The 25315-nt window shown below is 63.2% G+C and carries 24 protein-coding genes; 14 read left to right on the top strand and 10 right to left on the bottom strand.

The genetic code is table 11. The features are described 5' to 3' along the window. Positions 1 to 17: 17 nt before the first annotated feature. Entirely contained in the window at positions 18 to 890 is an 873-nt protein-coding gene (locus VCK47_RS14825; protein ID WP_322890111.1) for an MBL fold metallo-hydrolase, read from the bottom strand. 59 nt (positions 891 to 949) lie between these two features. Then, positions 950 to 1600: a peroxiredoxin gene (locus VCK47_RS14820; protein ID WP_292251521.1), complete on the bottom strand. Its 651-nt coding sequence runs from the start codon at positions 1598 to 1600 to the stop codon at positions 950 to 952. An 81-nt stretch (positions 1601 to 1681) separates the two neighbouring features. Between VCK47_RS14820 and VCK47_RS14815 the strand changes: the two genes are divergently transcribed. Further along, positions 1682 to 2614, top strand: coding sequence for a hydrogen peroxide-inducible genes activator (locus tag VCK47_RS14815; protein ID WP_322890112.1), 933 nt, complete (start codon positions 1682 to 1684; stop codon positions 2612 to 2614). A 15-nt stretch (positions 2615 to 2629) separates the two neighbouring features. On the opposite strand, the gene VCK47_RS14810 is transcribed toward VCK47_RS14815, so the two are convergent. Continuing rightward, positions 2630 to 2803, bottom strand: coding sequence for a YqaE/Pmp3 family membrane protein (locus tag VCK47_RS14810; RefSeq protein ID WP_322890113.1), 174 nt, complete (start codon positions 2801 to 2803; stop codon positions 2630 to 2632). 177 nt (positions 2804 to 2980) lie between these two features. On the opposite strand from VCK47_RS14810, the gene rsgA reads away from it, so the two are divergent. Beyond that, the gene (rsgA, locus tag VCK47_RS14805; RefSeq protein ID WP_322890114.1) at positions 2981 to 4018 is read left to right on the top strand and encodes a ribosome small subunit-dependent GTPase A; all 1038 of its coding nucleotides are present in this window, start codon (positions 2981 to 2983) and stop codon (positions 4016 to 4018) included. 70 nt (positions 4019 to 4088) lie between these two features. On the opposite strand, the gene VCK47_RS14800 is transcribed toward rsgA, so the two are convergent. Continuing rightward, on the bottom strand, positions 4089 to 4544 hold the full coding sequence (locus tag VCK47_RS14800) for a protein-tyrosine phosphatase family protein (protein WP_322890115.1): 456 nt from the start codon (positions 4542 to 4544) through the stop codon (positions 4089 to 4091). Between the two features lie 117 nt (positions 4545 to 4661). Between VCK47_RS14800 and VCK47_RS14795 the strand changes: the two genes are divergently transcribed. The 5 genes from VCK47_RS14795 to VCK47_RS14775 all read left to right on the top strand — a co-directional run bounded on the left by VCK47_RS14795 (position 4662) and on the right by VCK47_RS14775 (position 9684). Continuing rightward, entirely contained in the window at positions 4662 to 6380 is a 1719-nt protein-coding gene (locus VCK47_RS14795) for a DNA polymerase III subunit gamma/tau (protein ID WP_322890116.1), read from the top strand. Between the two features lie 61 nt (positions 6381 to 6441). Beyond that, positions 6442 to 6786, top strand: a complete 345-nt coding sequence (locus tag VCK47_RS14790) for a YbaB/EbfC family nucleoid-associated protein (protein WP_322890117.1) — start codon at positions 6442 to 6444, stop codon at positions 6784 to 6786. Positions 6787 to 6854: 68 nt separating this feature from the next. Continuing rightward, the gene (gene recR / locus VCK47_RS14785; RefSeq protein WP_322890118.1) at positions 6855 to 7448 is read left to right on the top strand and encodes a recombination mediator RecR; all 594 of its coding nucleotides are present in this window, start codon (positions 6855 to 6857) and stop codon (positions 7446 to 7448) included. An 89-nt stretch (positions 7449 to 7537) separates the two neighbouring features. After that, positions 7538 to 8848 (top strand): hypothetical protein, encoded by a 1311-nt coding sequence (locus VCK47_RS14780; RefSeq protein ID WP_322890119.1) that lies wholly within the window; start codon positions 7538 to 7540, stop codon positions 8846 to 8848. Beyond that, positions 8845 to 9684, top strand: coding sequence for a hypothetical protein (locus VCK47_RS14775; protein ID WP_322890120.1), 840 nt, complete (start codon positions 8845 to 8847; stop codon positions 9682 to 9684). The genes VCK47_RS14780 and VCK47_RS14775 overlap by 4 nt, the downstream gene beginning before the upstream one ends. A 56-nt stretch (positions 9685 to 9740) precedes the next feature. On the opposite strand, the gene VCK47_RS14770 is transcribed toward VCK47_RS14775, so the two are convergent. Beyond that, positions 9741 to 10511 carry a DUF1013 domain-containing protein gene (locus VCK47_RS14770; RefSeq protein ID WP_322890121.1) on the bottom strand — a complete coding sequence of 257 codons (771 nt, stop codon included), beginning with the start codon at positions 10509 to 10511 and terminating at the stop codon, positions 9741 to 9743. Between the two features lie 132 nt (positions 10512 to 10643). Here VCK47_RS14770 and VCK47_RS14765 point away from each other — a divergent pair, with 132 nt between their 5' ends. Further along, positions 10644 to 11273 (top strand): ribonuclease T2, encoded by a 630-nt coding sequence (locus VCK47_RS14765; RefSeq protein WP_322890122.1) that lies wholly within the window; start codon positions 10644 to 10646, stop codon positions 11271 to 11273. A 68-nt stretch (positions 11274 to 11341) separates the two neighbouring features. On the opposite strand, the gene VCK47_RS14760 is transcribed toward VCK47_RS14765, so the two are convergent. Beyond that, positions 11342 to 12115, bottom strand: a complete 774-nt coding sequence (locus VCK47_RS14760; RefSeq protein WP_322890123.1) for an alpha/beta hydrolase — start codon at positions 12113 to 12115, stop codon at positions 11342 to 11344. A gap of 68 nt (positions 12116 to 12183) precedes the next feature. Between VCK47_RS14760 and VCK47_RS14755 the strand changes: the two genes are divergently transcribed. Next, positions 12184 to 13662, top strand: coding sequence for an NAD-dependent succinate-semialdehyde dehydrogenase (locus tag VCK47_RS14755; protein WP_322890124.1), 1479 nt, complete (start codon positions 12184 to 12186; stop codon positions 13660 to 13662). A gap of 28 nt (positions 13663 to 13690) precedes the next feature. Here VCK47_RS14755 and VCK47_RS14750 read toward each other — a convergent pair whose 3' ends face one another. The 3 genes from VCK47_RS14750 to VCK47_RS14740 all read right to left on the bottom strand — a co-directional run bounded on the left by VCK47_RS14750 (position 13691) and on the right by VCK47_RS14740 (position 16235). Continuing rightward, on the bottom strand, positions 13691 to 14701 hold the full coding sequence (locus VCK47_RS14750; RefSeq protein ID WP_322890125.1) for a serine hydrolase: 1011 nt from the start codon (positions 14699 to 14701) through the stop codon (positions 13691 to 13693). A gap of 170 nt (positions 14702 to 14871) precedes the next feature. Continuing rightward, positions 14872 to 15537, bottom strand: coding sequence for a hypothetical protein (locus VCK47_RS14745; RefSeq protein ID WP_322890126.1), 666 nt, complete (start codon positions 15535 to 15537; stop codon positions 14872 to 14874). A 110-nt stretch (positions 15538 to 15647) separates the two neighbouring features. Beyond that, entirely contained in the window at positions 15648 to 16235 is a 588-nt protein-coding gene (locus VCK47_RS14740; protein WP_322890127.1) for a DUF1285 domain-containing protein, read from the bottom strand. A gap of 70 nt (positions 16236 to 16305) precedes the next feature. Between VCK47_RS14740 and VCK47_RS14735 the strand changes: the two genes are divergently transcribed. The 4 genes from VCK47_RS14735 (at position 16306) to VCK47_RS14720 (ending at position 23093) form a co-directional block, all read left to right on the top strand. Continuing rightward, positions 16306 to 17313, top strand: coding sequence for a MoxR family ATPase (locus tag VCK47_RS14735; protein ID WP_322890128.1), 1008 nt, complete (start codon positions 16306 to 16308; stop codon positions 17311 to 17313). Then, positions 17310 to 18179 (top strand): DUF58 domain-containing protein, encoded by an 870-nt coding sequence (locus tag VCK47_RS14730; RefSeq protein WP_322890129.1) that lies wholly within the window; start codon positions 17310 to 17312, stop codon positions 18177 to 18179. Before VCK47_RS14735 ends, VCK47_RS14730 begins: the two co-directional genes overlap by 4 nt. Beyond that, positions 18179 to 20932 (top strand): DUF4159 domain-containing protein, encoded by a 2754-nt coding sequence (locus VCK47_RS14725; RefSeq protein ID WP_322890130.1) that lies wholly within the window; start codon positions 18179 to 18181, stop codon positions 20930 to 20932. The genes VCK47_RS14730 and VCK47_RS14725 overlap by 1 nt, the downstream gene beginning before the upstream one ends. 91 nt (positions 20933 to 21023) lie before the next feature. Then, positions 21024 to 23093, top strand: a complete 2070-nt coding sequence (locus tag VCK47_RS14720) for a hypothetical protein (RefSeq protein ID WP_322890131.1) — start codon at positions 21024 to 21026, stop codon at positions 23091 to 23093. Here VCK47_RS14720 and VCK47_RS14715 read toward each other — a convergent pair. Beyond that, on the bottom strand, positions 23090 to 23782 hold the full coding sequence (locus tag VCK47_RS14715; RefSeq protein WP_322890132.1) for a DUF599 domain-containing protein: 693 nt from the start codon (positions 23780 to 23782) through the stop codon (positions 23090 to 23092). The two genes, VCK47_RS14720 and VCK47_RS14715, sit on opposite strands and share 4 nt — an antisense overlap. 89 nt (positions 23783 to 23871) lie before the next feature. Here VCK47_RS14715 and VCK47_RS14710 point away from each other — a divergent pair, with 89 nt between their 5' ends. Next, positions 23872 to 25305, top strand: coding sequence for an FAD-linked oxidase C-terminal domain-containing protein (locus VCK47_RS14710; protein WP_322890133.1), 1434 nt, complete (start codon positions 23872 to 23874; stop codon positions 25303 to 25305). Positions 25306 to 25315: the final 10 nt, after the last annotated feature.

Genomic DNA, 25315 nt, shown 5'->3' with positions numbered 1-25315 from the left:
CCACCGCTCCGCCATTATCAGCGCGCCTCGAAATAATCGAGCGGCAGCTTTAGGTAGCTGCGCCCGTTGCTTTCAGCCTTTGGCGCTCGGCCGCCGCGGATATTGACCTGCAAGGCGGCCAGCATCAGCTTGGGCAGCGGCAGGGTCGCATCGCGGGCATCGCGGCGGGCCTGAAACGCCACTTTGTCGGGGCTGTCGGCCAGATGGATGTTGCGTGCGCGATGCTCTGCGACGGTCGCCATGCAGGCCGCTTCACGGTCCGGCGCGTAATCATGGCCAACATACAGTCGCGTGTCATCGGGCAGCGCCAAGATCTGCATCAGGCTGTCGTAAAGAGCCGCCGACGACCCGCCCGGAAAATCCGCGCGGCTGGTGCCGCTGTCGGGCATCATCAGCGTGTCATGTACAAAGGCCGCATCGCCCACGACATAGCTGACCGAGGCCATCGTGTGACCGGGTGAAAACATCACCTTCACCGCCAGATTGCCGACCATGAACGTGTCGCCGTCTGCGAACAGGTGGTCCCACTGGCTGCCGTCGGTCGGGACATCATCGCCGAGATTGTAGATATCCTTCCACAGCGCCTGCACCTTGACGACATGTTCGCCGATGCCGGTCTTGGCCCCCAGTTTCTGTTTCAGCCAGACACCGGCGGAAAAATGGTCGGCGTGTGGATGCGTATCGAGCACCCATTCCACGTCGATGCCGGTCTTTTGCACATAATCCAGCAGTTTCTGCGCATCGCTGATGCTGGTCGCACCCGACAGCGGATCAAAGTTCCAGACCGGATCGACAATGGCCCCTTTCATCGTGGCGGGATCGTGGAAAACATATTGCCAGCTTCCGGTCGGTGCATCCCAGAAGGCGGCGACTTTTGGTGACTGTGTCATGGCTTATCCTTTCAGGTCACGCACCCGGGCTGGCCGGGCGCGCTGTCTTGGTCTTGGTGTTACAGTGTCTTGGTGCTGAAATACCAATCGACGGTATCCAGCCCTTCGGTCATCCGCGCGTCAGCCGCTTGCGTGGTCTGCGGGGTCGGCACGATCACCGGCTGGCCCGGCACCCAGTTCTCGGGTGTGGCGACCTTGTGTTCGGCCGAGGTCTGCAGCGCCACGATCAGGCGGTAGAATTCGTCAATCGAGCGGCCGTTGGTCATCGGGTAATAGACCATGGCCCGCAGATTGCCGTCGGGGTCGATCACAAAGGTCGCGCGCACGGCTTGCGTGTCCGAGGCACCGGGCTGGATCATGCCGTAAGCCTGCGCCACCTTCATATCCAGATCAGCGATGATCGGGAAATCGATCTTGACGCCGAAGCTCTGCTCGATCGACCGGACCCATGCGATATGCGCGTAGTGGCTGTCGATGGACAAGCCCAGCAGTGCGGTGTTGAGCGCCGCAAAATCATCGGCACGGCGGGCGAAGGCCATGAATTCGGTGGTGCAGACAGGGGTGAAATCCGCCGGATGCGAAAACAGGATCAGCCATTTGCCTTTGTAGTCGGCCAGCGATTTCATGCCATGCGTGGTCAGCGCCGTGAAATCGGGGGCGGGTTCGTTCATCCGTGGCAGGCCGGCGGGGGTGTGGGCGGTATCAAGCATGGCGTCCTCTGGGGTTCTGGTTGCGATGCAGCAGAGATAGCCATCCACACCACATTGAGGAAATTGATTGTCTGACTTGTTGTGATAGATGAAATCTATTACACGCTGACCATGACGACCCTGCGCCAGCTTCGCTTTCTTGTTGCCCTGTCCGACACGCTGAATTTTTCGCGCGCGGCAGAGATGTGCCATGTCACCCAGCCCACCCTGTCGAGCGCGATAAAGGAGTTGGAGGATCATCTGGGCGTGCCTTTGGCCGAAAGATCCAAACAGGCGGTGATGATGACACCCTTGGGCGCCGAAATCGTGCGCCGCGCCCGTGTCGTGCTGAATGATGTCGCAGATATTGCTACACTGGCGCAGGAACACGCAGGACAGGTGCGCGGTGATCTGCGGCTGGGCGCAATCCCCACGATTGGGCCGTTTCTGGTGCCACGCGCCTTGCCCCTGCTGCGCCTGCGCTGGCCCGACCAGCATATCTTTCTGCGCGAAGAACTGACGGAAACGTTGGTCGAAGGGCTGATCGCTGGGCGGCTCGACCTGATCCTGATCGCGCTGCCGCATCCCACGGGTGCCATCGCAACCGAACTGCTGTTCGAGGACGGCTACCAGCTTGCCACACCGCTGGGCCACAGGCTGGCATCCGACCCCGAGGTAACGGGGGCGAAACTCGCCACGACCAGACTGCTTTTGCTGGAAAAAGGGCATTGCCTGCAACGTCATGCCTTGCAGGCTTACAGCGATATGGCCGCCCCCGCCGGCGACGCCTTTGCCGCAACCAGCCTGCCCACGCTGATGTCGATGGTCGAGGAAGGGTTGGGCATCACGCTTTTGCCCCAGCTTGCGGTCGATGCGGGGATCGCGCGGGGGCATGATCTGGCGCTGACACCCCTGCCCGGTGCCTGCCCGCGCCGCGTCGTGCTGGCGTGGCGGGCGACGTCGCCGCATGCGGACAGGTTCCGTGAAATCGCCGCGATCTTGCGGCAGGCGCGCGGCAGTCTTGCCATCGACTGATGCCATAGGGCTGCGTCAGTTCGTCCGGCGGTCGTCGCGTGCGATGATATAGACCGCATGCACGATGCCGGGGATATAGCCCAGCAGGGTCAACAGGATGTTGATCCAGAAATGCTTGCCCAGCCCTTCTTGCAGAAAGACACCGGCAGGCGGCAGTAGAATGGCGATCAGGATGCGCAACAGGTCCATGGGTTTTCTCCTTTGGTTTGGAGGACAACGCCGCGTGACGCCGGTTCGTTCCGCTGGCCGCAACGGGCTTGCAGCACCTGCCCGCGCTGCTTACGATGAGGTCCGATGGACCCGCAGGGTGCCATCAACATAACGAGAGGTCACTCCGATTACCGAATTTCGCGCAAACGGGCTGCAATGGTGACGGCCCCCACCGCGCTGGACGCGCTTGGCTGGCACGCGTTCCAGCAAAGCCAGCTTGGCCCCGATGACGCCGACCTGACCCCTGCCCGCATCGCCAATGTGCATCGCGACCGCGTGGTGGCCCTGACCGCCGACGGTTCAATCGACCTGACGCTTGATCCGGGGCTGACGACTGCGGTGGTCGCGGTGGGGGATTTCGTGCTTTGCGCGCCCGCGCAATACCGGCTGATCCGCGTGCTGGACCGGCAGACAGAACTGTCGCGCGGCACCGAATACCACACCGGCGACAAGCAGCTGATCGCGGCCAATCTGGACACCTTGTTCATCACCACATCCTGCAATGCAGATTTCAACCCCGCACGGCTGGAACGCTATCTGGCGCTGGCGCATGACGCGGGCGTGCGCCCTGTGATCGTGCTGACCAAGGCGGATCTGGCAGAAGACCCCGAAAGCTTTGCGACCGAGGCGCGCGCCTTGGGCCGCGATCTCGATGTGCTGGCGGTCAATGCCAAAGGCGCGGATCTGGTCGCGCAATTCGCCCCCTATTGCGGGCCGGGGCAGACCGTGGCGCTGGCGGGCACGTCGGGCGTGGGCAAGACGACGATTGCCAATGCGCTAACGGGGGGCAATGCCGCGACCCGCGACATCCGCGATGACGACGCGCGCGGGCGGCACACAACAACCGGCAGGTCACTGCACCGGATGCTGGCGGGTGGCTGGCTGATCGACACGCCGGGCATGCGCGGGCTGGGGCTGGCCGAGGTCGGTTTCGGCATCGACGCGACCTTCCCCGAAATCTCGGAACTGGCAGAACAATGCAAATTCCGCGATTGCGCGCATGAGGGCGAGCCGGGCTGTGCGGTGCAAAAGGCAGTGAAGGCCGGACTGATCGACCCCGACAGGCTGGCGCGGTTCAAGAAACTGAAATCCGAGAACACGCAAGCGACCGAGGCCATCGCGCTAGCCCGCGACAAGCTGCGCAAACAGGGGCGTACGGGCAAAGGCAGCAAAAAGCCGCGTCAGAAGTCCTGACGCACTGAAGCTAAAAACTTTTGGGCCTCCGGCGGGGATATTTGGGCTCGGAAGATGATGAGCGTGCTGCCTAACCTTTCGCCCAAGCGAATTGTGCATCGGTTTCCACCGCACAGGGACGCAGCGCGCGCAGGCGGGTCAGGGCGACGTCCGGATCTTCGCCCGCCGCGATCATCAGGCGCAGCGCCATCATCCCCGACCGCCCGCACCCACCGCGGCAATGCGTCAGCACCTTGCCGCCCGCGCGCAGCGTGGCAAGGGCCGCACCTTCGATCACGGTGACATCGGGGCTGGCCGGCGTGCCGTAATCTACGACCGGCAGGTGATGCCAGGCGACACCTGCCGCGCGCAGGACCGCGCCGAGATCACCTGCGCCGAGCCTGTCCATTTCCTCCTGTCCTGTCATCGACACGACCAGATCGGGCCGCCAGTCGAGCAGGTCTTGCACCGCATCACCCTGCGGCAAAGGCGAGAGGGCGAGCACGCCACCCGCGACGGGCAAGGCGAAAATCTGATACTGCGGCATCGGGGGCTCCTTCTTTGGCTGCACCCTGCCCGATGGCGCGCTGACCGGCAACAGCTTGGTGGACCTCTGCCGCGCGTGGCCCTAGGCTGTGGCATCGCCCGAATCCCGAAAGCCACCATGACCGATCAACCCCGTTACCAAGTGCTGGCCCGGAAATACCGGCCTGAAACCTTTGCCGATCTGGTGGGGCAGGATGCGATGGTGCGCACGCTGCGCAATGCCTTTGCCGCCGACCGGATCGCGCAGGCCTTTATGATGACGGGGATCAGGGGGACGGGCAAAACCACCACTGCGCGGATCATCGCCAAGGGGATGAACTGCATCGGCCCTGACGGCACAGGCGGGCCGACGACTGACCCCTGCGGTGTCTGCGAACATTGTGTGGCCATCATGGAAGGCCGGCATGTCGATGTGATGGAAATGGATGCCGCCAGCCGCACCGGCGTGGGCGATATCCGCGAGATTATCGATTCTGTGCATTACCGCGCGGCCTCGGCTCGCTATAAAATCTACATCATCGACGAAGTGCACATGCTGTCGAAAAACGCCTTCAACGCGCTGCTCAAGACGTTGGAAGAACCGCCCGCGCATGTGAAATTCATTTTTGCGACGACCGAAATCCGGCAGGTACCGGTAACCGTCCTGTCGCGCTGCCAGCGCTTCGATCTGCGCCGGATCGAGCCTGAGACCCAGATCGCGCTTTTGCGCAAGATCGCCACCGCCGAAGGGGCAGAGATCAGTGATGACGCGCTGGCGCTGATTACCCGTGCCGCCGAAGGGTCGGCGCGTGATGCGCAATCGCTGCTCGATCAGGCGATCAGCCATGGCGCGGGCGAGACCAGCGCGGCTCAGGTCCGCGCCATGCTGGGGCTGGCGGACCGTGGCCGTGTGCTCGACCTGTTCGACATGATCCTGCATGGCCGCGCCGCCGATGCGCTGACGGAACTTTCGGGCCAATATGCCGATGGCGCCGATCCCATGGCCGTGCTGCGCGATCTAGCCGAAGTCTGCCATTGGGTCAGCGTGGTCAAGATCACGCCCGAGGCCGCCAACGATCCCACAATCGGCCCCGATGAACGCGCGCGCGGCCAAGCCATGGCCGAGGGTCTGCCGATGCGCGTGCTGTCACGGATGTGGCAGATGCTGCTGAAAGCCTTGGAAGAGGTAGCGATGGCCCCCAATGCGATGATGGCCGCTGAAATGGCGGTGATCCGGCTGACGCATGTGGCCGACCTGCCCAGCCCCGACGATCTGGTGCGCAAGCTCAAAGACGCGACCCCGCCGCCATCCAGCCCGGCGCGCGTGCCGCCTGCCCCACCTGCGGGTGGCCCCAGCGCGCGCAGCACCGCTGTGACCCACGGCAGCGCGCAGACAGCCCCCGCGCTCGCCCCCGATGGCCTGCAGCATTACGCGCGGTTCGAGGATGTGGTCGAGCTGATCCGCCGCCACCGCGATGTCAAACTGCTGGTCGAGGTTGAAACCGGCCTTCAGCTTGTGTCCTACCAGCCCGGCCGGATCACCGTGCAACCGACCGCGGATGCCGCCTCGGATCTGGTGGGCAGGCTTGGCGCGCGGCTGCAACTGTGGACAGGCAACCGCTGGGCCATTTCTGTCGTCAGCGAAGGCGGCGCACCGACCATCGCCCAGACCCGCGATGCAGCCGAAACCACCCTGCGCGATCAGGCCAGCGCGCATCCGCTGGTGCAGGCCGTGCTCAAAGCCTTCCCCAAGGCGCGCATCACAGACATCCGCACCGCCGCCAGCAAGGCACAAGAGGCCGAAGCCGAGGCGCTGCCCGAGGTCGAGGATGAATGGGACCCGTTCGAGCAGGATTGATCCGCTTGCGGGGCAGCCCCCGACGACCTATTTCAAAGATGACAGAACAAGGAGACATCCGATGCTCAAAGGACTAGGCGGCCTTGGCGACATGGCCAAGATGATGAAACAGGCGCAGGAAATGCAGGGCAAAATGGCCCAGATGCAAGAAGACCTTGACCATATCATGGTCGAAGGCGTCAGCGGCGCGGGGCTGGTCAAGGCCACGGCGACGGCCAAAGGCGAATTGAAAAGCCTCGATATCGACCCGTCGATCTTCAACGGCGACGACAAGGAAGTGGTCGAGGACCTGATCCTTGCCGCGATCAAGGATGCGCAGTCCAAGGCGGCCGAACGCAGCCAGCAGGAAATGGGCAAGATGGCCGAGGCGATGGGCCTGCCTGCGGGCATGAAACTGCCCTTCTGATCATCGTTCGAGCACAAATATCCCCGCCGGAGGCATCAAAGTTTTTGGCGGCCAGCACATAGGCCCCCATGTCGCACGGCACCGAAGACCTCGACCACCTGATCGCCATGATGGCGAAACTGCCAGGGCTCGGGCCACGCTCGGCGCGGCGCGCCGTGCTGCATATGATCAAAAAGCGCTCTCTGGTGCTGCTACCCTTGGCCGACGCCATGCAAAAGGTCGGCGCAACCGTGCGCGAATGTCTCAACTGCGGGAATATCTGCACGGCCGATCTGTGCGATATCTGCCTGTCCGACAAACGCGCCACCGGCCAGATCGCCGTGGTCGAGGATGTGGCCGATCTTTGGGCGATGGAACGCTCGGGTGTGTTCAAAGGGCGCTATCACGTGCTGGGGGGCACGCTGTCCGCACTTGATGCCGTGGGGCCGGACGAATTGCGCATCCCCAAGCTGATCAACAGGATCGCCGCCGAAAACGTGACCGAGGTCATCATCGCGCTGGGAGCCACGATCGACGGTCTGACTACCGCTCATTACATCGCCGACCAACTGCCCGGCGTAACGGTCACCTCGCTAGCGCAGGGCGTGCCGGTGGGCGGCGAGCTGGATTATCTGGATGACGGCACGATCACGGCGGCGCTCAATGCGCGCAAGGCGCTCTGACACCAAGCTTTTCCTTCAATTTGCCGCAGATTGGTGCTGCATCCGCCAGAATTCGCGCCTAAGGCTGAGGCTGACTGGTGGGTGATGCAATGACTAGCGACAAACGTCCAAACGACTTTGCCGAACGGCTGCGTCGGATCGAGGAAAGCAAGAAACAGGGCCAACCTGTCCTGCCTGCGCATGTGCGCAAGGACCTGACCTATGACAACAGCGGCGGGCCCCAAGACCACAGGCTGCGCAACGGGATCATCTGGGGGGTAATCGTGGCGGGGATGGCCACTGGTGGTTATTTCGCCTTGCAGGCGGTGCCTCCTGAAATGTCCGCAAGCCTTGCCAGTATCGGGGCGGTCTTTTCGTCGGGCGCGACGGTGCAATCGATGGATGGATCGGGCGTCTTCACTGCCGAGACACAATCGGATGCCGGCATGCGCGGGGCCAACCTGCCAAGCCCCGCCGTCGCCAGCACCCTGCCCGACCCGTTAACGCTGGCCGATCTGGTGACAGGCGCCACCTTGCCCGATGACACCACACAGATCGGGCGGATCATCCCGTTCGACCGCAACGACCAATGCAACCTGCGCCGACCGCTCGACGGTGAGCAGGTGGTCAATGTGCGGCTGGAACAGGGTACTTTGCCTGTGCCTGTGCGCGCCTTTTCGGATGAAACGCTTGTCGCGCAGTTGACAAGGAACATCACCGCCGTGACGCAGGATGGCCGCGCTTACGACTGGGGCGCACAGGTGCGCGCCCCGATGACGGGCGTCGACGTGTTCCTGACCGATACCAGCGCACCGATCTATCTGGTGCTGCAAAACCTGACCGACGGGGTCATCTGGAACGTGCAGACCGCCCCCGGCGTCACGCTTGCGCATGTGGCAATTGTGTCTGACGGCTTTTCGGGGCTGGTCAACCCGCCTGATGACGCAACCTTCGAGGCGTTGCTTGTCGCCGATTTCGTGCCGCGCCACACCTTCGGCGCCGACGACACGGTCCGTGCCTGCATGATCCGCCCCTGGCGGGAGCCACAGCCCGACTGGGTCGCCATGCAGCGCGCACAGGGCGACACGCTTTACGGCAACCAGATGCAGAGTTTCACAACAGGGTATGCAGCCTACAACGCATGGTACACCGGCACCCTTGGCGTTGATGCAAGCACGAACCTTGTTGCACCTGAACAGGCGGCGCATGTCCTTGTCGGGCCGCTGCCACCGGCCCCTTTTGCCTATCAGGCCATGAACGGGCGCGATGTGCATCTGATGCGCACCGACCACATGGTCAGCGGTGATCCTGTCACGTTGCAGGCCACGCTGGACGCATTGCATGGCGCGCTGTTGCGCGATGCCATCGGTGGCGACGTTGCGCTGCTCGACCCCGCACCGGTGGAAAGAAACACGCCATGAAAGTGCTGCGCATCATCATTGCCATTGTCGTGCTGGGCGTCGCCATCCCGCTGGTCGCGGTGAACGTCTGGGGCGTTCAGATGACGTTCTGGGTGATCGAGCAGACCCGCCAGAACGACACCTCTCTGGCAGATGGCACCCCGCCTGCGTCAATGCCCCTTCCGGCCAGCCCGCTGCAGTTCATGCGAGACAGGGGCGAATTGCAGGACACCTTCGGGACGGCAGCACTGACCGACCGGCGCATTGTTGAGGTGACGACCATCATCGCTGCCGAAGACCTGCTGGCGCAGGGTGAGGCGATGCCAGACCCGTCACGCCTGCCACTTTATGCCGCCGCCCGCGCACCTGCCCGCATGGCCTTGCACTGCGAGGAGGTTGTCGCGGCCTTCGCGACCACCTGCGATGTCGCCCGAACCTCGACCAATGTGCTGGACGATGGCCGGATCGAGATTTCCGCAGACCTTGCCTATATTCCGGCCGCTTATCTGGGCGATCCGGCGCAAATTGCGAATGGCGCTTTTTTCACGACGGTTGCGCGGTTCCACACCATGCCGGACGCCGACAAGCCGGTCTTTGACGCCGAGGCGCGCCTTGCAGTGATGCAGCAGGCCCAAGACCTGTGCGATGCCCTGCGGGACAGTTTCGGCCCCTGTGTCGTGGGGCGCCTGCAACTGGCGACGGCAGAACTCTGGATTACCGATCTGGAACGACTGCCAGAGGGAACAGCACGGCAACGTTTGAGCGCGACAGCGGTGGTGAAGGTTTACGCCAACAAGGATGAAACCACCGACGATGCGCTGCGCGAAATGGTCGCCGTTTTGACCAGCGCGGACTGACAAACGCAAAACGCGCGACCGGTGGGCCGCGCGTTCTTTATCAGACTCGGTCAGGATCAACGACGGCGGTCGTCATCCTCGTCATCATCATCGTCATCGGGCAGGTTGAAAAAGCTGTCCGCATCCTTGACGTCACGGGTGTCTTCTTCGTCCTCGGCCTCATCACGCGGATCGCTCAGGCTGAAGGTCTCGAGGCCCGCCATCGCGGTCGGCATCTTGGGTTCGGGGGCCATGCCCAGCGATGTTTCGGTGCTGACGAGCTTGCGGCGTTCGTCATCGGTCATCGCACCGCCTTCGCGGGCTTTCTTGGCATTGGCCTTTTGCACTGCAGCATCAAGCTCGGACTGCTTGCACAAGCCAAGTGCGACCGGATCGATCGGATCAAGGTTGTTGATGTTCCAATGCGTGCGCTCGCGGATCGCAAGGATCGTTGGCTTGGTGGTACCGACCAGTTTCGCAATCTGCGCATCCGACAATTCGGGGTGAAACTTCACCAGCCAGTAGATCGACGCCGGACGGTCCTGCCGCTTGGACAGGGGCGTATAGCGCGGGCCACGGCGCTTTTCCTCACCCGAGGCGGCGGCGTAGAACTTCAGCTTGAGCTTGTAGGCCGGATCGGCTTCGCCCTTGGTGATTTCGTCCTGCGTCAACTGGTTGTTGGCGACGGGATCAAACCCCTTGACGCCCACGGCCACGTCGCCATCGGCGATGCCCTGCACTTCGAGTTCGTGAAACCCGCAGAAATCCGCGATCTGCCGAAAGGTCAGCGTGGTATTGTCGCAAAGCCAGACGGCAGTCGCCTTGGCCATGATTGGTTTATCAGACATCTTTGGTCTCCTGATCTGACGGACAAGCCTTACCCAAGCCCTTGCAGGGGCAGACCGCATGGGCCGGGTTCGCATTGTCGGGGAACTTGGGCAGTGTATAGTATTCCTGCGACAAAGAAGAAAGATCAAAAAATGTTCAGGATGATTGCCTTGTTTTGCCTGCTGGCCGCGCCCGCCGCAGCGCAGAACCGGGCTGCGGATTTCGATTACTACATCCTGTCGCTGTCATGGTCAGCCAATTTTTGCGCGCTGGAAGGCGACGCACGCGGGTCCGAGCAATGCGACCGTGGCAGCGGTTTCGACTGGGTGCTGCACGGGCTGTGGCCGCAATATGAAACCGGCTATCCGGCAGATTGCAACAGCCCGCATGCGCCGCCCAGCCGTAGCCAGACGGCAGCGATGGCCGATATCATGGGCTCGTCAGGGCTGGCATGGCACCAGTGGCGCAAACATGGCACCTGTTCGGGCCTGTCGCCTGCCGGTTATTATGCGCTATCGCGCGATGCTTACGCCCGCGTGGTCCGCCCGCCGGTGTTTCGCGGCATCCATCAACCGATCACCCTGCCCGCAAAGGTGATCGAAGACGCGTTCCTGCGCGACAATCCCGGTCTGCGCGCCGACCAGATCACCATCACCTGCCGATCCGGCCATATCCAGGAGGCGCGCATCTGCATGACACCGGACCTTGATTTCCGCACCTGCGGCGCCGATGTGATCCGCGATTGTAGCCTGAATGACGCAATGTTCACCCCGATGCGCTGATCCTGCCCATGTTCCACGTGTAAATATCGCCGCGCAGCGCGCTTTCCAATCCGCAGGAATGGGAAAATCTACGCCAGCACCGCGCGGGTCAGATCGCTGTCCGCCAGAGCCAGCCCGTCGATTACATCAAAATGATGCCGCCCCGGCGCTGTCATTAATGGCGCATCCCATGCGCGGGCCAGCAAACCGGCCTGATCCAGAAACACCGGCCGTTCCGCAGCCCCCACCCAAACCGTCACCGGCACCGTCGGAGATGGCAAATGCACCGGACTTTCGCTGGCGACCACATCAGGCGTGATCCGCAAATCGGCATTCATCGAGGTCTGCATCAAGGGTTCCAGATCCGCCACCGGCGACACCGGCACCACGCCAGCCACACGCTGCTGCCAGCCCGCATCCTGCCGCGGTGCCATGACCCGCGCGACCAACTGCCCGCCTGCCGAATGCCCGACCAGCCGGATCGGCCCCGGCACACGCCGCGAAATCACGTCAATGGCACGTGCGATCTGGTCGCCGATCTGCGCAATGCCGACCTTGGGGCAAAGATCATAGGACGGCATCGCCACCGCCCAGCCCAGTGCCAAAGGTCCCGCCGCCAGATGCGACCAGAAGGATTTGTCGAACCGCAGCCAATAGCCGCCATGCACAAAGATCACGACCCCGCGCGCCAGCCTGTCGGGATGGAAAAGATCGAACCGCTGCCGGTCGCTTTCGCCGTAATCCAGATCAAGCTCGCAGCGCGCGGTGCTGCGGAAAGCGGCGGCCTGCTGCGTCCATCGGTCGGGGTAATCCGCGCCCCCCGGAATATAGGCCGCATTCGCATAAGCGTCATCGAGTTCCATCTGCCGGTCCCCCCTTTACCTTTGCCCCATGCAGGGGCCACATTAGGCGAAAGTCAAAGGAGACTACCATGCTCGATGATACGACCAACCTTAAATCCCTGCTGCGCCGCCCCGATCTGGTCTGTGACGCGGCGTTTGTCGGCGGAGAATGGAAGCAGGCCGCCAGTGGCAAGACCTTTGCCGTGACGAATCCAGCGCGCGGCGACGTGATCGCCCATATCCCCGACCTCAGCCGCGCCGAAGTTGCCCAAGCGATTGATGCCGCGCAAAAAGCGCAGAAACCATGGGCCGCACTGGCCGCCAAGGAACGGTCGAAGGTGCTGCGCAAATGGTACGAGCTGATGATGGAACATCAGGAAGATCTGGCGATCATCATGACCTCTGAGCAAGGCAAACCCTTGGCCGAGGCGCGCGGCGAAGTGGCCTATGGCGCGTCCTTCGTGGAATGGTTCGGCGAAGAGGCCAAGCGCGTTTACGGCCAGACGATACCCGGCCACATGCCCGACAAACGCATCACCGTCATCAAGCAGCCCATCGGGGTAGCGGCGGGAATCACGCCGTGGAACTTTCCCAATGCGATGATTGCGCGGAAAGTTGCTCCTGCGCTGGCCGCAGGCTGCGCGTTCGTTGTGCGCCCTGCCTCGCTGACGCCGTTGTCGGCCCTTGCCATGGCGAAACTCGCTGAAGAGGCGGGCGTGCCAAAGGGGCTGTTCTCGGTCGTGACCTCGACCTCCTCGTCGGAGGTCGGCAAGGAGTTCTGCGAAAACCCCATCGTGCGCAAACTGACCTTTACAGGATCGACCGAAGTCGGGCGGATCCTTCTGAAACAGGCCGCCGATCAGGTGATGAAATGCAGCATGGAACTGGGCGGCAACGCACCGTTCATCGTGTTCGATGATGCGGATCTCGATGCGGCCGTCGAAGGGGCCATCGCCTGCAAATTCCGCAACAACGGCCAGACCTGCGTCTGCGCCAACCGGATTTATGTGCAGAAAGGCGTCTATGACGCCTTTGCCGCCAAGCTGAAAGTCGCGGTCGAAAAACTGCGCGTGGGCGACGGCTTGGCCGATGGCACCACGCTTGGCCCGCTGATCGAAGCGGCAGCGGTCAAGAAGGTGCAGGAACATCTGGACGATGCGCTTGCCAAAGGCGGCAAGGTGCTGACAGGCGGCAAGCCGCATGATCTGGGCGGGCAGTTCTTTGAACCCACCATCGTGACGCATGCAACCAAGGACATGCTGGTCAGCACGGATGAAACCTTCGGCCCCTTCGCGCCGCTCTTCATGTTCGAGGATGAAGACGACGTGATCTTTCAGGCCAATGACACGATCTTTGGTCTGGCGTCCTATTTCTATGCCAAGGACCTCAGCCGCGTGACCAAGGTGGCCGAGGCGCTGGAATACGGCATTGTCGGCGTGAACACGGGGATCATCTCGACCGAGGTGGCGCCGTTCGGCGGTGTCAAGCAATCCGGTCTGGGCCGTGAAGGGTCATCGCACGGCATGGATGATTACATGGAGATGAAGTACATCTGCACCAGCGTGTAAACCTGTAGGGCGGGGCTTGCCCCGCTCTTCACGCCAACTGGCTGCGCGCCAGCGGGATCACCTCGCCCTCGATCAGCCGCATGATATCGCCGAAATGCCCTGCGGACCGGGCGGGCAGGTTCGGGTCGGACGTCAGCGCCAGCGTCATTTCCAGCGCCGGCACGGTGCAAATGACCTGCCCGCCATAGCCGCGCGCCAGCGCATATTGCACGCCGTCCGCCTGCCCCAGAAACCAGCCATAACCATAGCTGAGGCCCGAGAATTGCGACCGCGTGCGCGGTTCCAGCGACCGCGCGACCCAATCGGCACTCAGCACCAGCGCGCCGCCGAACTGCCCGCCCATGCGGTACATCTCGCCGAAGCGCGCCATACCATCCAGCGTCAGCGCCATTTCGTTGCCGCCCAGATACCGCCCCTGCGGATCGCGGGTCCATGCGGGGATGTCGATGCCCAAAGGCTGGCCCAGCCGTATGCGGGCAAGGTCCAGCAGCGACCGCCCCGACACGTCGGACAGCACCGCGCCAAGGATATGGAACGACCCCGTGGAATAAAGCATCTGCGCCCCCGGTTCCGCCACGAAAGGCCGCGACAGCGCATTGGCAACCCAGTTGCGGCTGTTCACCCAAGGCCCGTAATTGCTGCCCGAGGTCCGCTCCAACCCCGCCTGCATCGTTACGAGGTTTTCCACCGTAATCCACGCCACACGCGGATCGGCCCCAGATGGAATCAGGTTCGGCGCAACCTCGCCCAAGGTCGCATCGAGCGAGGGCAGTTCGCCGCGATCCAGCGCCGCCCCCGTCAATGCGGCAACGATGGTCTTGGACACCGATTTCACAGGCACGGCATTGCCCAGCGACGGCCCGCGAAACGCCTGCGACAGCACCTCGGCCCCCGACTGGCGGATCACGATGGCGCGGCACTGGTCAAGCGCGCGCACACGCTCGGCCACAGCGGCCCAAGGGTCCGACTGTGCGACCAGCGGCGTCCCCAACGTGGCCGCAGCCCCCAACAAGACAGCGCGGCGTCCCAGCATCGGCATGGCAAATCCTTTTGTTGCTTGGGTGAAGGATAGGACAGCGCGCGGGACGTGCCAGTTACATTTGCGTGTGTGGGGGGTGGGTGGGAATGAACCGCCGATTGTCAGGTACAAAGGTCTGACAGGCGGGACATTGCTGCCATTAGTGATCTCTCCTGAACAACGAACGCTCCCTACAAAAACGGCTTTAGACGCTCACGGCCTTTCGATGAACTTGCCAGGAAACCACTGAACTTGCCTCCCCAATACAAGCAAAGCATGTTTTCCTCGTTGTTTGTCCTTATCTGATGGCTGGGAACCTCAAACACATCGCCTTTGCCAACGGCATTATAATAGTGTCCAGTCCAGATGGTTTCGTTGCACTCGGCCGCAAGTTCTTCGATGCTTGGAGATGAGACCAAACCAAAGAAAACTGTTTCCGAAAGAACCGACGTAATTATCAAGTCCGATAGGTTGCAACCTAAAGGTACAAACCCAACTCCTCCTATTTCTTGTTCCAAAAAATCAGTGAATACGGGTGGATCAATCGTTTGATCCCCGTCTTTATAGCCTATAGACCAATTCCCTTGGTTCTCGGTAACGACTTGGGCAATCCCATCGCGAACGAGAAGAGGCCCAGGCGCTGCAAGGCCATCTTGGCAGGCAAGAGGTGATGGATTACCTGTTCGCACCCATTCCTCATAGCCAGCTGACAAGCGTCCAATTTTCACCCATGCTAGTTTCAAAGTCTCAGGAACAATCACTCCTGAATCAATTGCACTACTTGGCAGACCAATATCCGTGACCGCGTACCAGCGAGAAAGAAAGTCCGTCAGACCATCAATATCTAATATGGTCATATATGCCCCGTTTTGCCGACTTTTTCCATTACTGAATCCGTGTTTCCGTTAGCAAAGGGTGAGTCAAAGAGGCTCAATGCAGTCATTGGGCATTATTTGCGCAAGTGCTCCTACCCCAACTCCACCGACGGAATGATCGCGAAGAACGCACCCTTCGACCGCACCCCGAACCACCGCTCACCCTCATGCTCGGCATGTTCGCCCAGATCGACCAGCCGGTAGAAGGACTTGCGGTCGATCAGCGCTTCGAGGTTCGCGCGGACCAGCACATAGGGCGACGGCTCGCCCGTCTGCGAGTCGCGCACCACGCGGATCGGGTTGTCGGGGCCTGCGGTCACTTTGTCGCCAACGTTGGTCCGGAAAATCAGACCGTCCCCCTGTCGGTCCACATCCACGGCGACGAACGGCGCGTCATCGACTGTGATTCCGACCTTTTCGACGGGGGTCACCAGCACGTAATCATCCCCGTCGCGCCGCAGGATGGTCGAGAAAAGGCGCACCAGCGCTTCTCTCCCTATGGGCGTGCCCATGTAGAACCATGTCCCGTCACGCGCGATCCGCATGTCGATATGCCCGCAATGCGGCGGGTTCCACAGATGGACCGGCGGCAATCCGCCTTTGGGGCCGCTTTTTTGCGCGGCAAGCACGCTTTGGGCCAGTCCGTCGGCGGTGGGGGCAACAATCTTTTGTGTGGTCATTCTTTTTGCCATTGGGATCGACAGGATTATCTGATCTTTTACAGCATATAGGTAATCCGAGGGGAAAGTCATGGCCGACGACGCCGATCTTGTCGCACAGATAGACGCACTGGGTGCAAAACTGGGCGAGGCGCGCGACAGTATCGCCGCCCGTTTCATCGGCCAGCGGCGGGTCGTGGACCTGACATTGTCGGCGCTGATCTGCGGTGGCCATGCGGTGCTGATTGGCCTTCCGGGCCTTGGCAAGACGCGGCTGGTGGATGCTTTGTCCACCGTCATGGGGCTGCACGGCAACCGCATCCAGTTCACACCCGATCTGATGCCTGCCGACATTCTGGGGTCCGAAGTGCTGGAGACCGCCGCCGACGGCAGCCGCGCGTTCCGCTTCATCGAAGGGCCAGTGTTCTGCCAGTTGCTGATGGCCGATGAGATCAACCGCGCGAGCCCCCGCACGCAGTCCGCGCTACTGCAGGCGATGCAGGAAAAAGAGGTCACGATCGCAGGCCAGCACCGCCCGCTGGGCGTGCCGTTCCATGTGCTGGCCACCCAGAACCCGCTGGAACAGGAAGGGACCTATCCGCTGCCAGAGGCGCAGCTGGACCGTTTCCTTGTCCAGATCGACGTGCCCTACCCTGACCGGCAGACCGAAAAGGACATCCTGATCGCGACGACTGGGGTCGAGGATGCACAGGCGACCGCCGTATTCACGGCGCAGGAATTGCTGGCCGCGCAAGCGCTGTTGCGGCGGATGCCGGTGGGGGAACATATCCTCGACATGATCCTCGATCTGGTGCGCGCCTGCCGCCCCGATGACGCAACCGCCCCCGATGTGATCCGCCAGAATGTCAGCTGGGGCCCCGGCCCGCGGGCGGCACAGGCGCTGATGCTGACGGTGCGCGCCTCGGCGCTGCTCGACGGCCGTTTGGTGCCCTCGGCAGAGGATGTGCGCAACATGGCAGTGCCGGTGCTGGAACACCGCATGGCGCTGTCCTTTGCCGCCCGCGCGCGCGGCGAGGATGTGCAATCCATCATCAACGAAGTCGCAAGCCAGATCACACAGGTCGCAGCGGCGGCATGACGGCACCGCTGACGCTTCGTTCGCAGGCGGAAACGCTTGCCGCCCATCTGCCGCCCCTGCTGGCCGAGGCAGAGCACCTGGCCGCTACCGTGCTGCTGGGCGAACACGGGCGCAGGCGGGCGGGCACTGGCGATACGTTCTGGCAATACCGCCCCGCACAGAACCACGACGCCGCGCGCAGTATCGACTGGCGGCGGTCGGCGCGGTCGGATGCGCGCTTTGTGCAGGACAAGGAATGGCAGATCGCGCAATCGGTCATCCTCTGGGTCGATCAGGGCGCGTCGATGGGCTTTGCGTCCGACGATCACGCGACCAAGGGCGACCGCGCCCGCACGCTGGCCATGGCGCTGGCGGTGCTGCTGATCCGCGGCGGGGAACGGGTCGGGCTGACCGGTCTGCGCCTGCCGCCACGACGCGGCGGCGCACAGTTGCAGCAGATGGCGCAGATCCTGTCCGAGGATGCCACGACCGATCACGGATCACCCGACGCAACCGGCATGCTGCCGCATTCGCGCGCGCTGTTTGTCAGCGATTTTCTGGGCAATATTGACGGCGTGCGCGACGCGCTGCTCCGTGCCGCGGATCGCGGTGTCAAAGGCGCGCTGCTGCAGGTTCTCGACCCGCAGGAAGAGGCGTTTCCGTTTGACGGGCGCACCATTTTCCAGTCCATGACCGGCAGTGTGCAGCACGAAACGCTGCGCGCCCGTGATCTCAAATCGCGCTATCTCGACAGGTTGGCGGCGCGCAAGGACGAACTGGCGGGATTGGCCCGCATGACCGGCTGGCAGTTTCACACGCATCATACCGGGCAATCCGCGACGCAAGCGCTGCTCTGGCTTTATGGCGCGCTGGAAAGGCGGCGCTGATGTTCATGCTTGGCCCTGTCGGATTTGCAGCGCCGATGCTGCTGCTTGGCCTGATCGCCCTGCCGATCCTGTGGATTTTGCTGCGCGCCGTGCCGCCTGCCCCCGTACGGCGGCGTTTCCCCGGTGTGGCACTGCTGCTGGGGCTGACAGACGACGAAAGCCAGTCCGACCGCACCCCGTGGTGGCTGCTCTTGTTGCGGCTGCTGGCCATTGCCGCCGTCATCATCGGCTTTGCCGGCCCCGTGCTGAACCCGCAAGACGCCCGCGACGGACGGGGTGATCTGGTCATTGCCCTTGATGGTACATGGGCCGGTGCACCCGACTGGCAGGCCAAGATCGACCGTGTGGCGGCGCTGTTGTCCGAGGCGGCCGTCAACGAACGCCGCGTCGCGGTCGTGACGCTGACGGGCTTGCCCTTGGCCGAACCCCTGCCCTTTGCCGCCCCCAGCGCATGGCAGGACCGGTTGGCGAACCTGCAACCGCGACCGTGGCAGCCTGTCGATGCTGCCGCCTATTTCGCGGATCAGGGCGATTTCGAGACCTACTGGATCAGCGACGGCCTTGATTATGCGGGCCGCGATGATCTGTTGGCGGCCTTCGAGGCGGCAGGCACTGTGACCGTGTTCCAGACTCCGCGTCAGGTGACGGGCCTGCGCCCTGCAAGGTTCGAGGATGGCGAGGTCCGTGTGAGTGCCACCCGCACCCCTGTCGGTGCGCCAAGCGAGACGACCGTCACTGCCATCGGGCTTGATCCGGCAGGCGTGGAACGGGCGCTGGCCTCTGTGCAGCTGGCGTTTGAGGCGGGGCAAGAGGTGGCGGAAACCACGCTCGACCTGCCGCCCGAATTGCGCAACCGGATCACGCGGTTCGAGTTGACGGGCACCCGCTCTGCCGCGGCGGTCAGTCTTGTGGATGATGCGTTGCGACGGCGCGAGGTGGCCCTGATCGCAGGTAGTGGTGACCGCGAAGGGCTGGAACTGCTATCGCAGCTTTTCTATCTGCGAGAGGCATTGGCGCCCACCGCCGACCTGATCGACGGTGATCTGGCGGATGTTCTTCTGGCCAACCCCGATGTGATCGTGCTGGCCGATGTCGCGATCCTGACCGATCTTGAGGCGCAAGGCATCGCCGATTGGGTCGAGGCGGGGGGCCTGCTGTTGCGTTTTGCAGGGCCGCGTCTCGCGGCCTCTGACGTTGGCCGCCGAAGCGAGGACCCGCTTTTGCCCGTACGCCTGCGCGAAGGCGGGCGCAGCGTGGGTGGTGCGATGAGCTGGGGCGAACCCAAGGCACTGGCGCCCTTCGCCCCCGACACGCCGTTCTTTGGCCTGACCATCCCCGACGATGTGACCGTCACCAGTCAGGTCATGGCGCAGCCCGACCCGACGCTGGCCAACCGCGTGATCGCGCAGCTGGCCGATGGCACGCCGCTGGTCACACGCAAGTTCAGCGGTGACGGACAGGTCGTGCTGGTGCATGTGACGGCCAATGCCGAATGGTCGAGCCTGCCTTTGTCGGGCCTCTTCGTGCAGATGCTGGAACGGCTGGCCGTGTCCACCCGCCCTGCCACGCCAGAGGCCACCGAACTCGAAGGCACGACATGGCAGCCACAGACCCTGCTGGATGCCTACGGGCGTTTGCAGGACGGGCGCGATCTGGCCGGTGTCGCGGGCGAGGTGCTGGCCGAAGGTGTCACCGGACCGCAGTTGCAGCCCGGGCTTTACGCCGCGCGCGACCGCCAGATCGCTGTGAATGTGATCGGGCCGGAGACGGTACTGACCCCTGCGGCCTGGCCTGCGCGGATCGCTGTCGAAGGAATGGATGTTCTGCGCGCCACGGCCCTGAAGGGCTGGCTTCTGACCGCGGCGCTGGCGCTGCTGCTGGTCGATATCATCGCCTCGCTTGCTGTGGGCGGCCGCTTGCGCGGACCGCGCGCGGATGTGGCGGCGGCATTTGTGCTGGCCTTGCTGGCTGCCCCCGAGGCGCAGGCGCAAAGCCCCGAGGATTTCGCGCTGCAGGCCACGACCGAGGTGGTGCTGGCCCATGTGCTGACCGGCGATCCGCAGGTCGACGAGGTGACTGCAGCCGGCCTTCTGGGCCTGTCGCAAACGCTTTTCCGGCGCACCTCGATCGAGCCCGCAGCCCCGATGGGCGTGAATATCGAAACAGATGAACTGGCGTTCTTCCCGTTCATCTATTGGCCGATCACGGCAGATCAACCGCTGCCCAGCCGCGAGGCTTATGGCAAGCTCAACCGCTATCTGCGCACCGGCGGGATGATCCTGTTCGACACGCGCGACGCCGATACGGCACGGTTCGGCTCGGGCTCGCCCGAAGGCGCGCGGCTGCAGGCGATTGCGCGGTCGCTGGATATTCCCCCCTTGGAGCCGATCCCGACCGACCATGTGCTGACGCGCACCTTTTACCTGTTGCAGGACTTTCCGGGGCGCCACGCCAGCCGCGATGTCTGGGTCGAGGCCGCCCCTGTGGACGCCGTACAGATCGACGGGATGCCGTTTCGCAATCTCAACGACGGGGTGACGCCGGTGGTGATCGGCGGCAACGACTGGGCGCGCGCCTGGGCTGTTACCTCGAACGGCGCGCCGATGTTCCCTGTCGGGCGCGGCACCGCAGGCGAACGCCAGCGCGAGATCGCGCTGCGATTTGGCGTCAACCTGATCATGCACGTGCTGACGGGGAATTATAAATCCGATCAGGTCCATGTGCCGGACCTGCTTAACAGGCTCGGGCAATGAGAATTCGGCTGAACTATTTCTGTCAGATGTCACGACATCTGACGCCTCCGGCGGGGATACTTGGGCTCGAACGATGTAGGGGCGTTGGTGAATGACCGGCACGGTAATCTTTGATCCGCTGATCCCGCTGATCGCGGTCTATGGTCTGGCGGGGCTGGTCGTCCTGGCGGTCACGCTCGCCGTTTGGCGGCGGTTGGCGGGCTGGTGGCTGCGCGGGCTGGCGGGCGTCGCCTTGCTGGCGGCGATGGCGAACCCGTCCTTGCAGCGCGAGGATCGTGCGCCGCTAAGCGATATCGTCATGGTCGTGGTCGACGAAAGTGCCAGCCAGCGCATCGCGGGCCGCCCCGACCAGAATGCGCAGGCACTGGCGAACATCACCGCCGAACTGGAACGGCAGCCCAATACCGAAATGCGCCTTGTCACTTTGGGCGATGCCGAGGGGGATCAGGGCACCGCCCTGATGACTGCTTTGTCTCAGGCATTGGCCGAAGAACCGCAGGGCCGGATCGCGGGGATCGTCGTGATCTCGGACGGGCGTGTGCATGACATGGACAACGCCCCCGCCCTGCCCGCGCCGCTGCATCTGGTGCTGACGGGTGAACCTGACGACTGGGACCGCAGGCTGGTCGTGTCCAACGCCCCCGCCTTTGCCATTCTGGGCGAGACGTTCAACCTGACGCTCCGGATCGAGGATCAGGGCGAAGCACCGGCCACGCAGACGGTTGATCTGTCGATTTCCATCGACGGCGATACGCCGATGACACTGCCTGTACCCATCGGCCGCGACATCGAACTGCCCGTGCAGTTGGAGCACGCGGGCATGAACGTGCTGCAATTCACCATTCCGACCGCCGAGGGCGAATTGACCGACCGCAACAATGCGGCCGTCATCCAGATCAACGGCGTCCGCGACCGGCTGAGCGTGCTGCTCGTCTCTGGCGAGCCGCATCCGGGCGAGCGGACATGGCGCAACTTGCTCAAATCGGATGCCGCCGTGGACCTTGTGCATTTCACCATTCTGCGTCCGCCGGACAAACAGGACGGTGTACCGGTCAATGAACTGTCGCTGATCGCCTTTCCAACCCGCGAACTATTTTTGGAAAAGATCAACGAATTCGACCTGATCATCTTTGACCGGTATCGCCGGCGCGGCATCTTGCCCAACGCCTATTTCGACAATATCCGCAATTATGTCGAACAGGGCGGGGCTGTGCTGATCTCGTCCGGGCCGGAATATGGCGGGGCCGAAAGCATCTATCGCTCGCCTCTGGGGGCTGTGCTGCCCGGCGCGCCGACCGCGCGCGTGTTCGAGGAAGGATACGTGCCGCAGATCACCGATCTGGGCGCGCGCCATCCGGTGACGGCGGGGCTTGATGCGCTCTCGCCACCGGCTGCCGATGGCGAAGGTCCGGGCTGGGGCCGCTGGTTCCGGCTGGTCGATGTGCTGGTGCCAGAGGATGCGTCGGTCGTGATGTCGGGCCTTGATGACCGCCCGCTTCTGGTGCTGAACCGTGTCGGCGAAGGCCGTGTGGCGCTGATGGCGTCGGATCATTCGTGGCTCTGGGATCGCGGCTATGAAGGCGGTGGGCCGCAGCTGGAACTGCTGCGCCGTGCGGCGCATTGGTTGATGCGCGAACCCGAACTCGAGGAAGAAGCGCTGTTCGTCGAACCGGTGGGCCAACAGATGCGGATCATCCGCCGCACCCTGTCTGAAACCACAGGCGACGTGACGGTCACGCATCCCGACGGGACCGAGACCGTCCTGCCGCTCACAGAAGTGTCGCCCGGCCGGTTCGAGACACTCTGGGATGCGCCCGAAATCGGGCTTTACCGGCTGGATGACGGGGACGAGCAGGCTGTCATCGCACTTGGGCCTGCAGCCCCCCGCGAATTCGAGCAGACGATCGCCACGGGTGACGTGCTGGCACCCCTGATCGAGGCCCAGCGCGGCGGCATCATGCCGGTGTCGGCGGGGTCCGTCGATATCCGCGCCGTGCGCCCGGGTCGTCCTGCCACAGGGCGCGGCTGGATCGGAATCACCCCGCGCGAAGCGTTCCAGACAGCGGATATCCAGATCACGCCTTTGGTGCCGGCATGGCTGTTCCTGCTGCTGGCCGCGATGTTGAGCGTGGGGGCGTGGTTGCGCGAAGGGCGACGCTAATCGTTCATCAGCACGTTGCGCGGCAATGACGTGAATTCGCGCGACCAGATAATCCACGCGACCACCGCCGTCGCCGCGACCAGCGCGCCGGGTCCGGCAAGCCAGGCCAAAGCGGCCAGTGCGAAATACATAGACCGCAGACCGCGGTTGAAATTCAGCGCCGCGCGGATGTTAAGCTCTGCCGCCTGTGCCGCGCGCGGATAGGCGATAGGGTCGGCGGGATCGTTCGGCACCGAGGCCATGACCACCGCACAATAACCGAAGACGCGGTTGGACCAGACGAATTTCAGAAAACCGTTGGTCAGGAACAGCGCGACCAGCGCCAGTTTCAACTGCCAGATCAGCACGGGGACCTGCGTATCCGTCACCTCTGCCGCGACGCCGCGCAGGCTTTCGGTATTGCCAAGCAGCGCCAGCACGCCACCAATGGCGAAGAGGCTGGTCGAAGCGAAAAACGCGGTGCCTTCGCGCAGGCCGCCCAGAATCTGGCTGTCGAAGATACGCGGATCGCGGGCGACAAAGACCTTCATCCAGTCGCGCCTGCGTTCGGACATCAACATCGTGACCGATGGGTGCTTTGCACTGGGATGTTCGATCCGCCAGCCGATCGCGAACCAGACCAGCACGATCAGCGCCGCGGCGATTGCGTCAAACAGGCTCAGAAGGGCAAGATGTTCCAGTAAGGTCATGTAGAATCTGTAACGAGTCACGTTCCGACTTGCCAGATGGCAAAATTGGTCATATAATTTTACCAGTTGTCGCGATGGGAGGATCATCCATGCAAATGCCTGTGCCGAATGCCGGAGTCTTGTCCCGCAAAGACCAGATCGTTTCCCGCTTGGCCGCCGTGTTGCCGCCCGATGCGCTGATGTCGGATATCGCGGAAACCCGCGCCTATGAATGCGACGCGCTGACCGCCTATCGTTGTCCGCCTTTGGCGGTGGTTCTGCCATCCACGACCGAGGAGGTCGCGGCAGTGCTGAAAGTCTGCCACGAACTTGGTGTGCCGGTTGTGCCGCGCGGGTCCGGCACATCGCTCGCGGGCGGTGCATTGCCGACGGCCGATTGCGTGATCCTTGGGGTCGCGCGCATGACGCAGGTGATCGAGACGAATTACCCCGACCGCTATATCCGCGTGCAGACCGGCCGCACCAACCTGTCAGTGACAGGGGCGGTCGAGGCGGATGGTTTTTTCTATGCCCCCGACCCGTCCAGCCAGCTTGCCTGTGCCATCGCGGGCAATATCGCGATGAATTCGGGCGGCGCGCATTGCCTGAAATACGGTGTCACCACGAACAATCTGCTGGGTGTGACGCTGGTCACGATGGACGGCACGGTGATGGAGATCGGCGGCGCGCATATGGATGCGGGCGGGCTGGACCTGCTTGGCGTGATTTGCGGGTCCGAGGGGCAGTTGGGTGTGGTGACAGAAGCCACCCTGCGCATCCTGCCCAAGCCCGAAGGCGCGCGGCCTGTGCTGATGGGCTATGACAGTTCCGAAGTCGCGGGTCAGGTCGTCACCGACATCATCAAGGCGGGCATCCTGCCCGTCGCCATCGAATTCATGGACCGCCCCTGCATCGAGGCGACCGAGGCTTTCGCCAAAGCCGGCTATCCGATCTGCGAGGCGCTGCTGATCGTCGAGGTCGAAGGATCCCCCGCCGAGATCGACGCGCAGCTCGCCCTGATCATGGACATCGCGCGCCGCCACAATCCGGTGGAACTGCGCGAGGCCAAGGATGCCGCCGAGGCAGGCCGCATCTGGCTCGGGCGCAAATCGGCCTTTGGTGCCATGGGCCAGATCAATGATTACATGTGTCTGGATGGGACGATCCCCGTATCGGCGCTGCCTTATGTGCTGCGCCGGATCGGCGAGATGTCCAAGGAATACGGGCTTGGCGTCGGCAATGTGTTCCATGCCGGTGACGGCAATATGCATCCGCTGATCCTGTTTGATGCCAATAAACCCGGCGATCTGGAGCTGTGCGAGGCGTTCGGTGCCGATATCCTGCGGCTGTGTGTCGAGGTCGGCGGTTGTCTGACCGGCGAACATGGTGTGGGGATCGAAAAGCGCGACCTCATGCATGTGCAATTCGCGCCCGCCGATCTGGAAGCGCAGATGGCGGTCAAGGATGTGTTCGATCCGGCATGGTTGCTGAATGCGGCCAAGGTGTTTCCGCTGGATAGCTCTGCGCCCCGGCGCGCCGCTTGAGGGGGCTTTG

Origin of the sequence: Yoonia sp. 72, from assembly GCF_034652275.1 — a bacterium.
In the GTDB taxonomy this organism is placed as follows: Bacteria; Pseudomonadota; Alphaproteobacteria; order Rhodobacterales; family Rhodobacteraceae; genus Yoonia.
The sequence above is the reverse complement of the archived record's forward strand: the minus strand, read 5'-3'. Positions and strand labels throughout refer to the sequence as shown.

Bases quoted from the DNA above. Each gene is read 5' to 3' on its own strand.
- VCK47_RS14770 (WP_322890121.1), bottom strand. From the start codon at position 10,511: ATGTCTGATAAACCAATCATGGCCAAGGCGACTGCCGTCTGGCTTTGC.
- recR (WP_322890118.1), top strand. From the start codon at position 6,855: ATGTCGCACGGCACCGAAGACCTCGACCACCTGATCGCCATGATGGCG.
- VCK47_RS14820 (WP_292251521.1), bottom strand. From the start codon at position 1,600: ATGCTTGATACCGCCCACACCCCCGCCGGCCTGCCACGGATGAACGAA.
- VCK47_RS14825 (WP_322890111.1), bottom strand. From the start codon at position 890: ATGACACAGTCACCAAAAGTCGCCGCCTTCTGGGATGCACCGACCGGA.
- VCK47_RS14720 (WP_322890131.1), top strand. From the start codon at position 21,024: ATGACCGGCACGGTAATCTTTGATCCGCTGATCCCGCTGATCGCGGTC.
- VCK47_RS14765 (WP_322890122.1), top strand. From the start codon at position 10,644: ATGTTCAGGATGATTGCCTTGTTTTGCCTGCTGGCCGCGCCCGCCGCA.
- VCK47_RS14790 (WP_322890117.1), top strand. From the start codon at position 6,442: ATGCTCAAAGGACTAGGCGGCCTTGGCGACATGGCCAAGATGATGAAA.
- VCK47_RS14780 (WP_322890119.1), top strand. From the start codon at position 7,538: ATGACTAGCGACAAACGTCCAAACGACTTTGCCGAACGGCTGCGTCGG.
- VCK47_RS14810 (WP_322890113.1), bottom strand. From the start codon at position 2,803: ATGGACCTGTTGCGCATCCTGATCGCCATTCTACTGCCGCCTGCCGGT.
- VCK47_RS14795 (WP_322890116.1), top strand. From the start codon at position 4,662: ATGACCGATCAACCCCGTTACCAAGTGCTGGCCCGGAAATACCGGCCT.
- VCK47_RS14745 (WP_322890126.1), bottom strand. From the start codon at position 15,537: ATGACCATATTAGATATTGATGGTCTGACGGACTTTCTTTCTCGCTGG.
- VCK47_RS14710 (WP_322890133.1), top strand. From the start codon at position 23,872: ATGCAAATGCCTGTGCCGAATGCCGGAGTCTTGTCCCGCAAAGACCAG.
- VCK47_RS14715 (WP_322890132.1), bottom strand. From the start codon at position 23,782: ATGACCTTACTGGAACATCTTGCCCTTCTGAGCCTGTTTGACGCAATC.
- VCK47_RS14725 (WP_322890130.1), top strand. From the start codon at position 18,179: ATGTTCATGCTTGGCCCTGTCGGATTTGCAGCGCCGATGCTGCTGCTT.
- VCK47_RS14750 (WP_322890125.1), bottom strand. From the start codon at position 14,701: ATGCCGATGCTGGGACGCCGCGCTGTCTTGTTGGGGGCTGCGGCCACG.
- VCK47_RS14740 (WP_322890127.1), bottom strand. From the start codon at position 16,235: ATGACCACACAAAAGATTGTTGCCCCCACCGCCGACGGACTGGCCCAA.
- VCK47_RS14735 (WP_322890128.1), top strand. From the start codon at position 16,306: ATGGCCGACGACGCCGATCTTGTCGCACAGATAGACGCACTGGGTGCA.
- rsgA (WP_322890114.1), top strand. From the start codon at position 2,981: ATGGTGACGGCCCCCACCGCGCTGGACGCGCTTGGCTGGCACGCGTTC.
- VCK47_RS14730 (WP_322890129.1), top strand. From the start codon at position 17,310: ATGACGGCACCGCTGACGCTTCGTTCGCAGGCGGAAACGCTTGCCGCC.
- VCK47_RS14760 (WP_322890123.1), bottom strand. From the start codon at position 12,115: ATGGAACTCGATGACGCTTATGCGAATGCGGCCTATATTCCGGGGGGC.
- VCK47_RS14800 (WP_322890115.1), bottom strand. From the start codon at position 4,544: ATGCCGCAGTATCAGATTTTCGCCTTGCCCGTCGCGGGTGGCGTGCTC.
- VCK47_RS14755 (WP_322890124.1), top strand. From the start codon at position 12,184: ATGCTCGATGATACGACCAACCTTAAATCCCTGCTGCGCCGCCCCGAT.
- VCK47_RS14775 (WP_322890120.1), top strand. From the start codon at position 8,845: ATGAAAGTGCTGCGCATCATCATTGCCATTGTCGTGCTGGGCGTCGCC.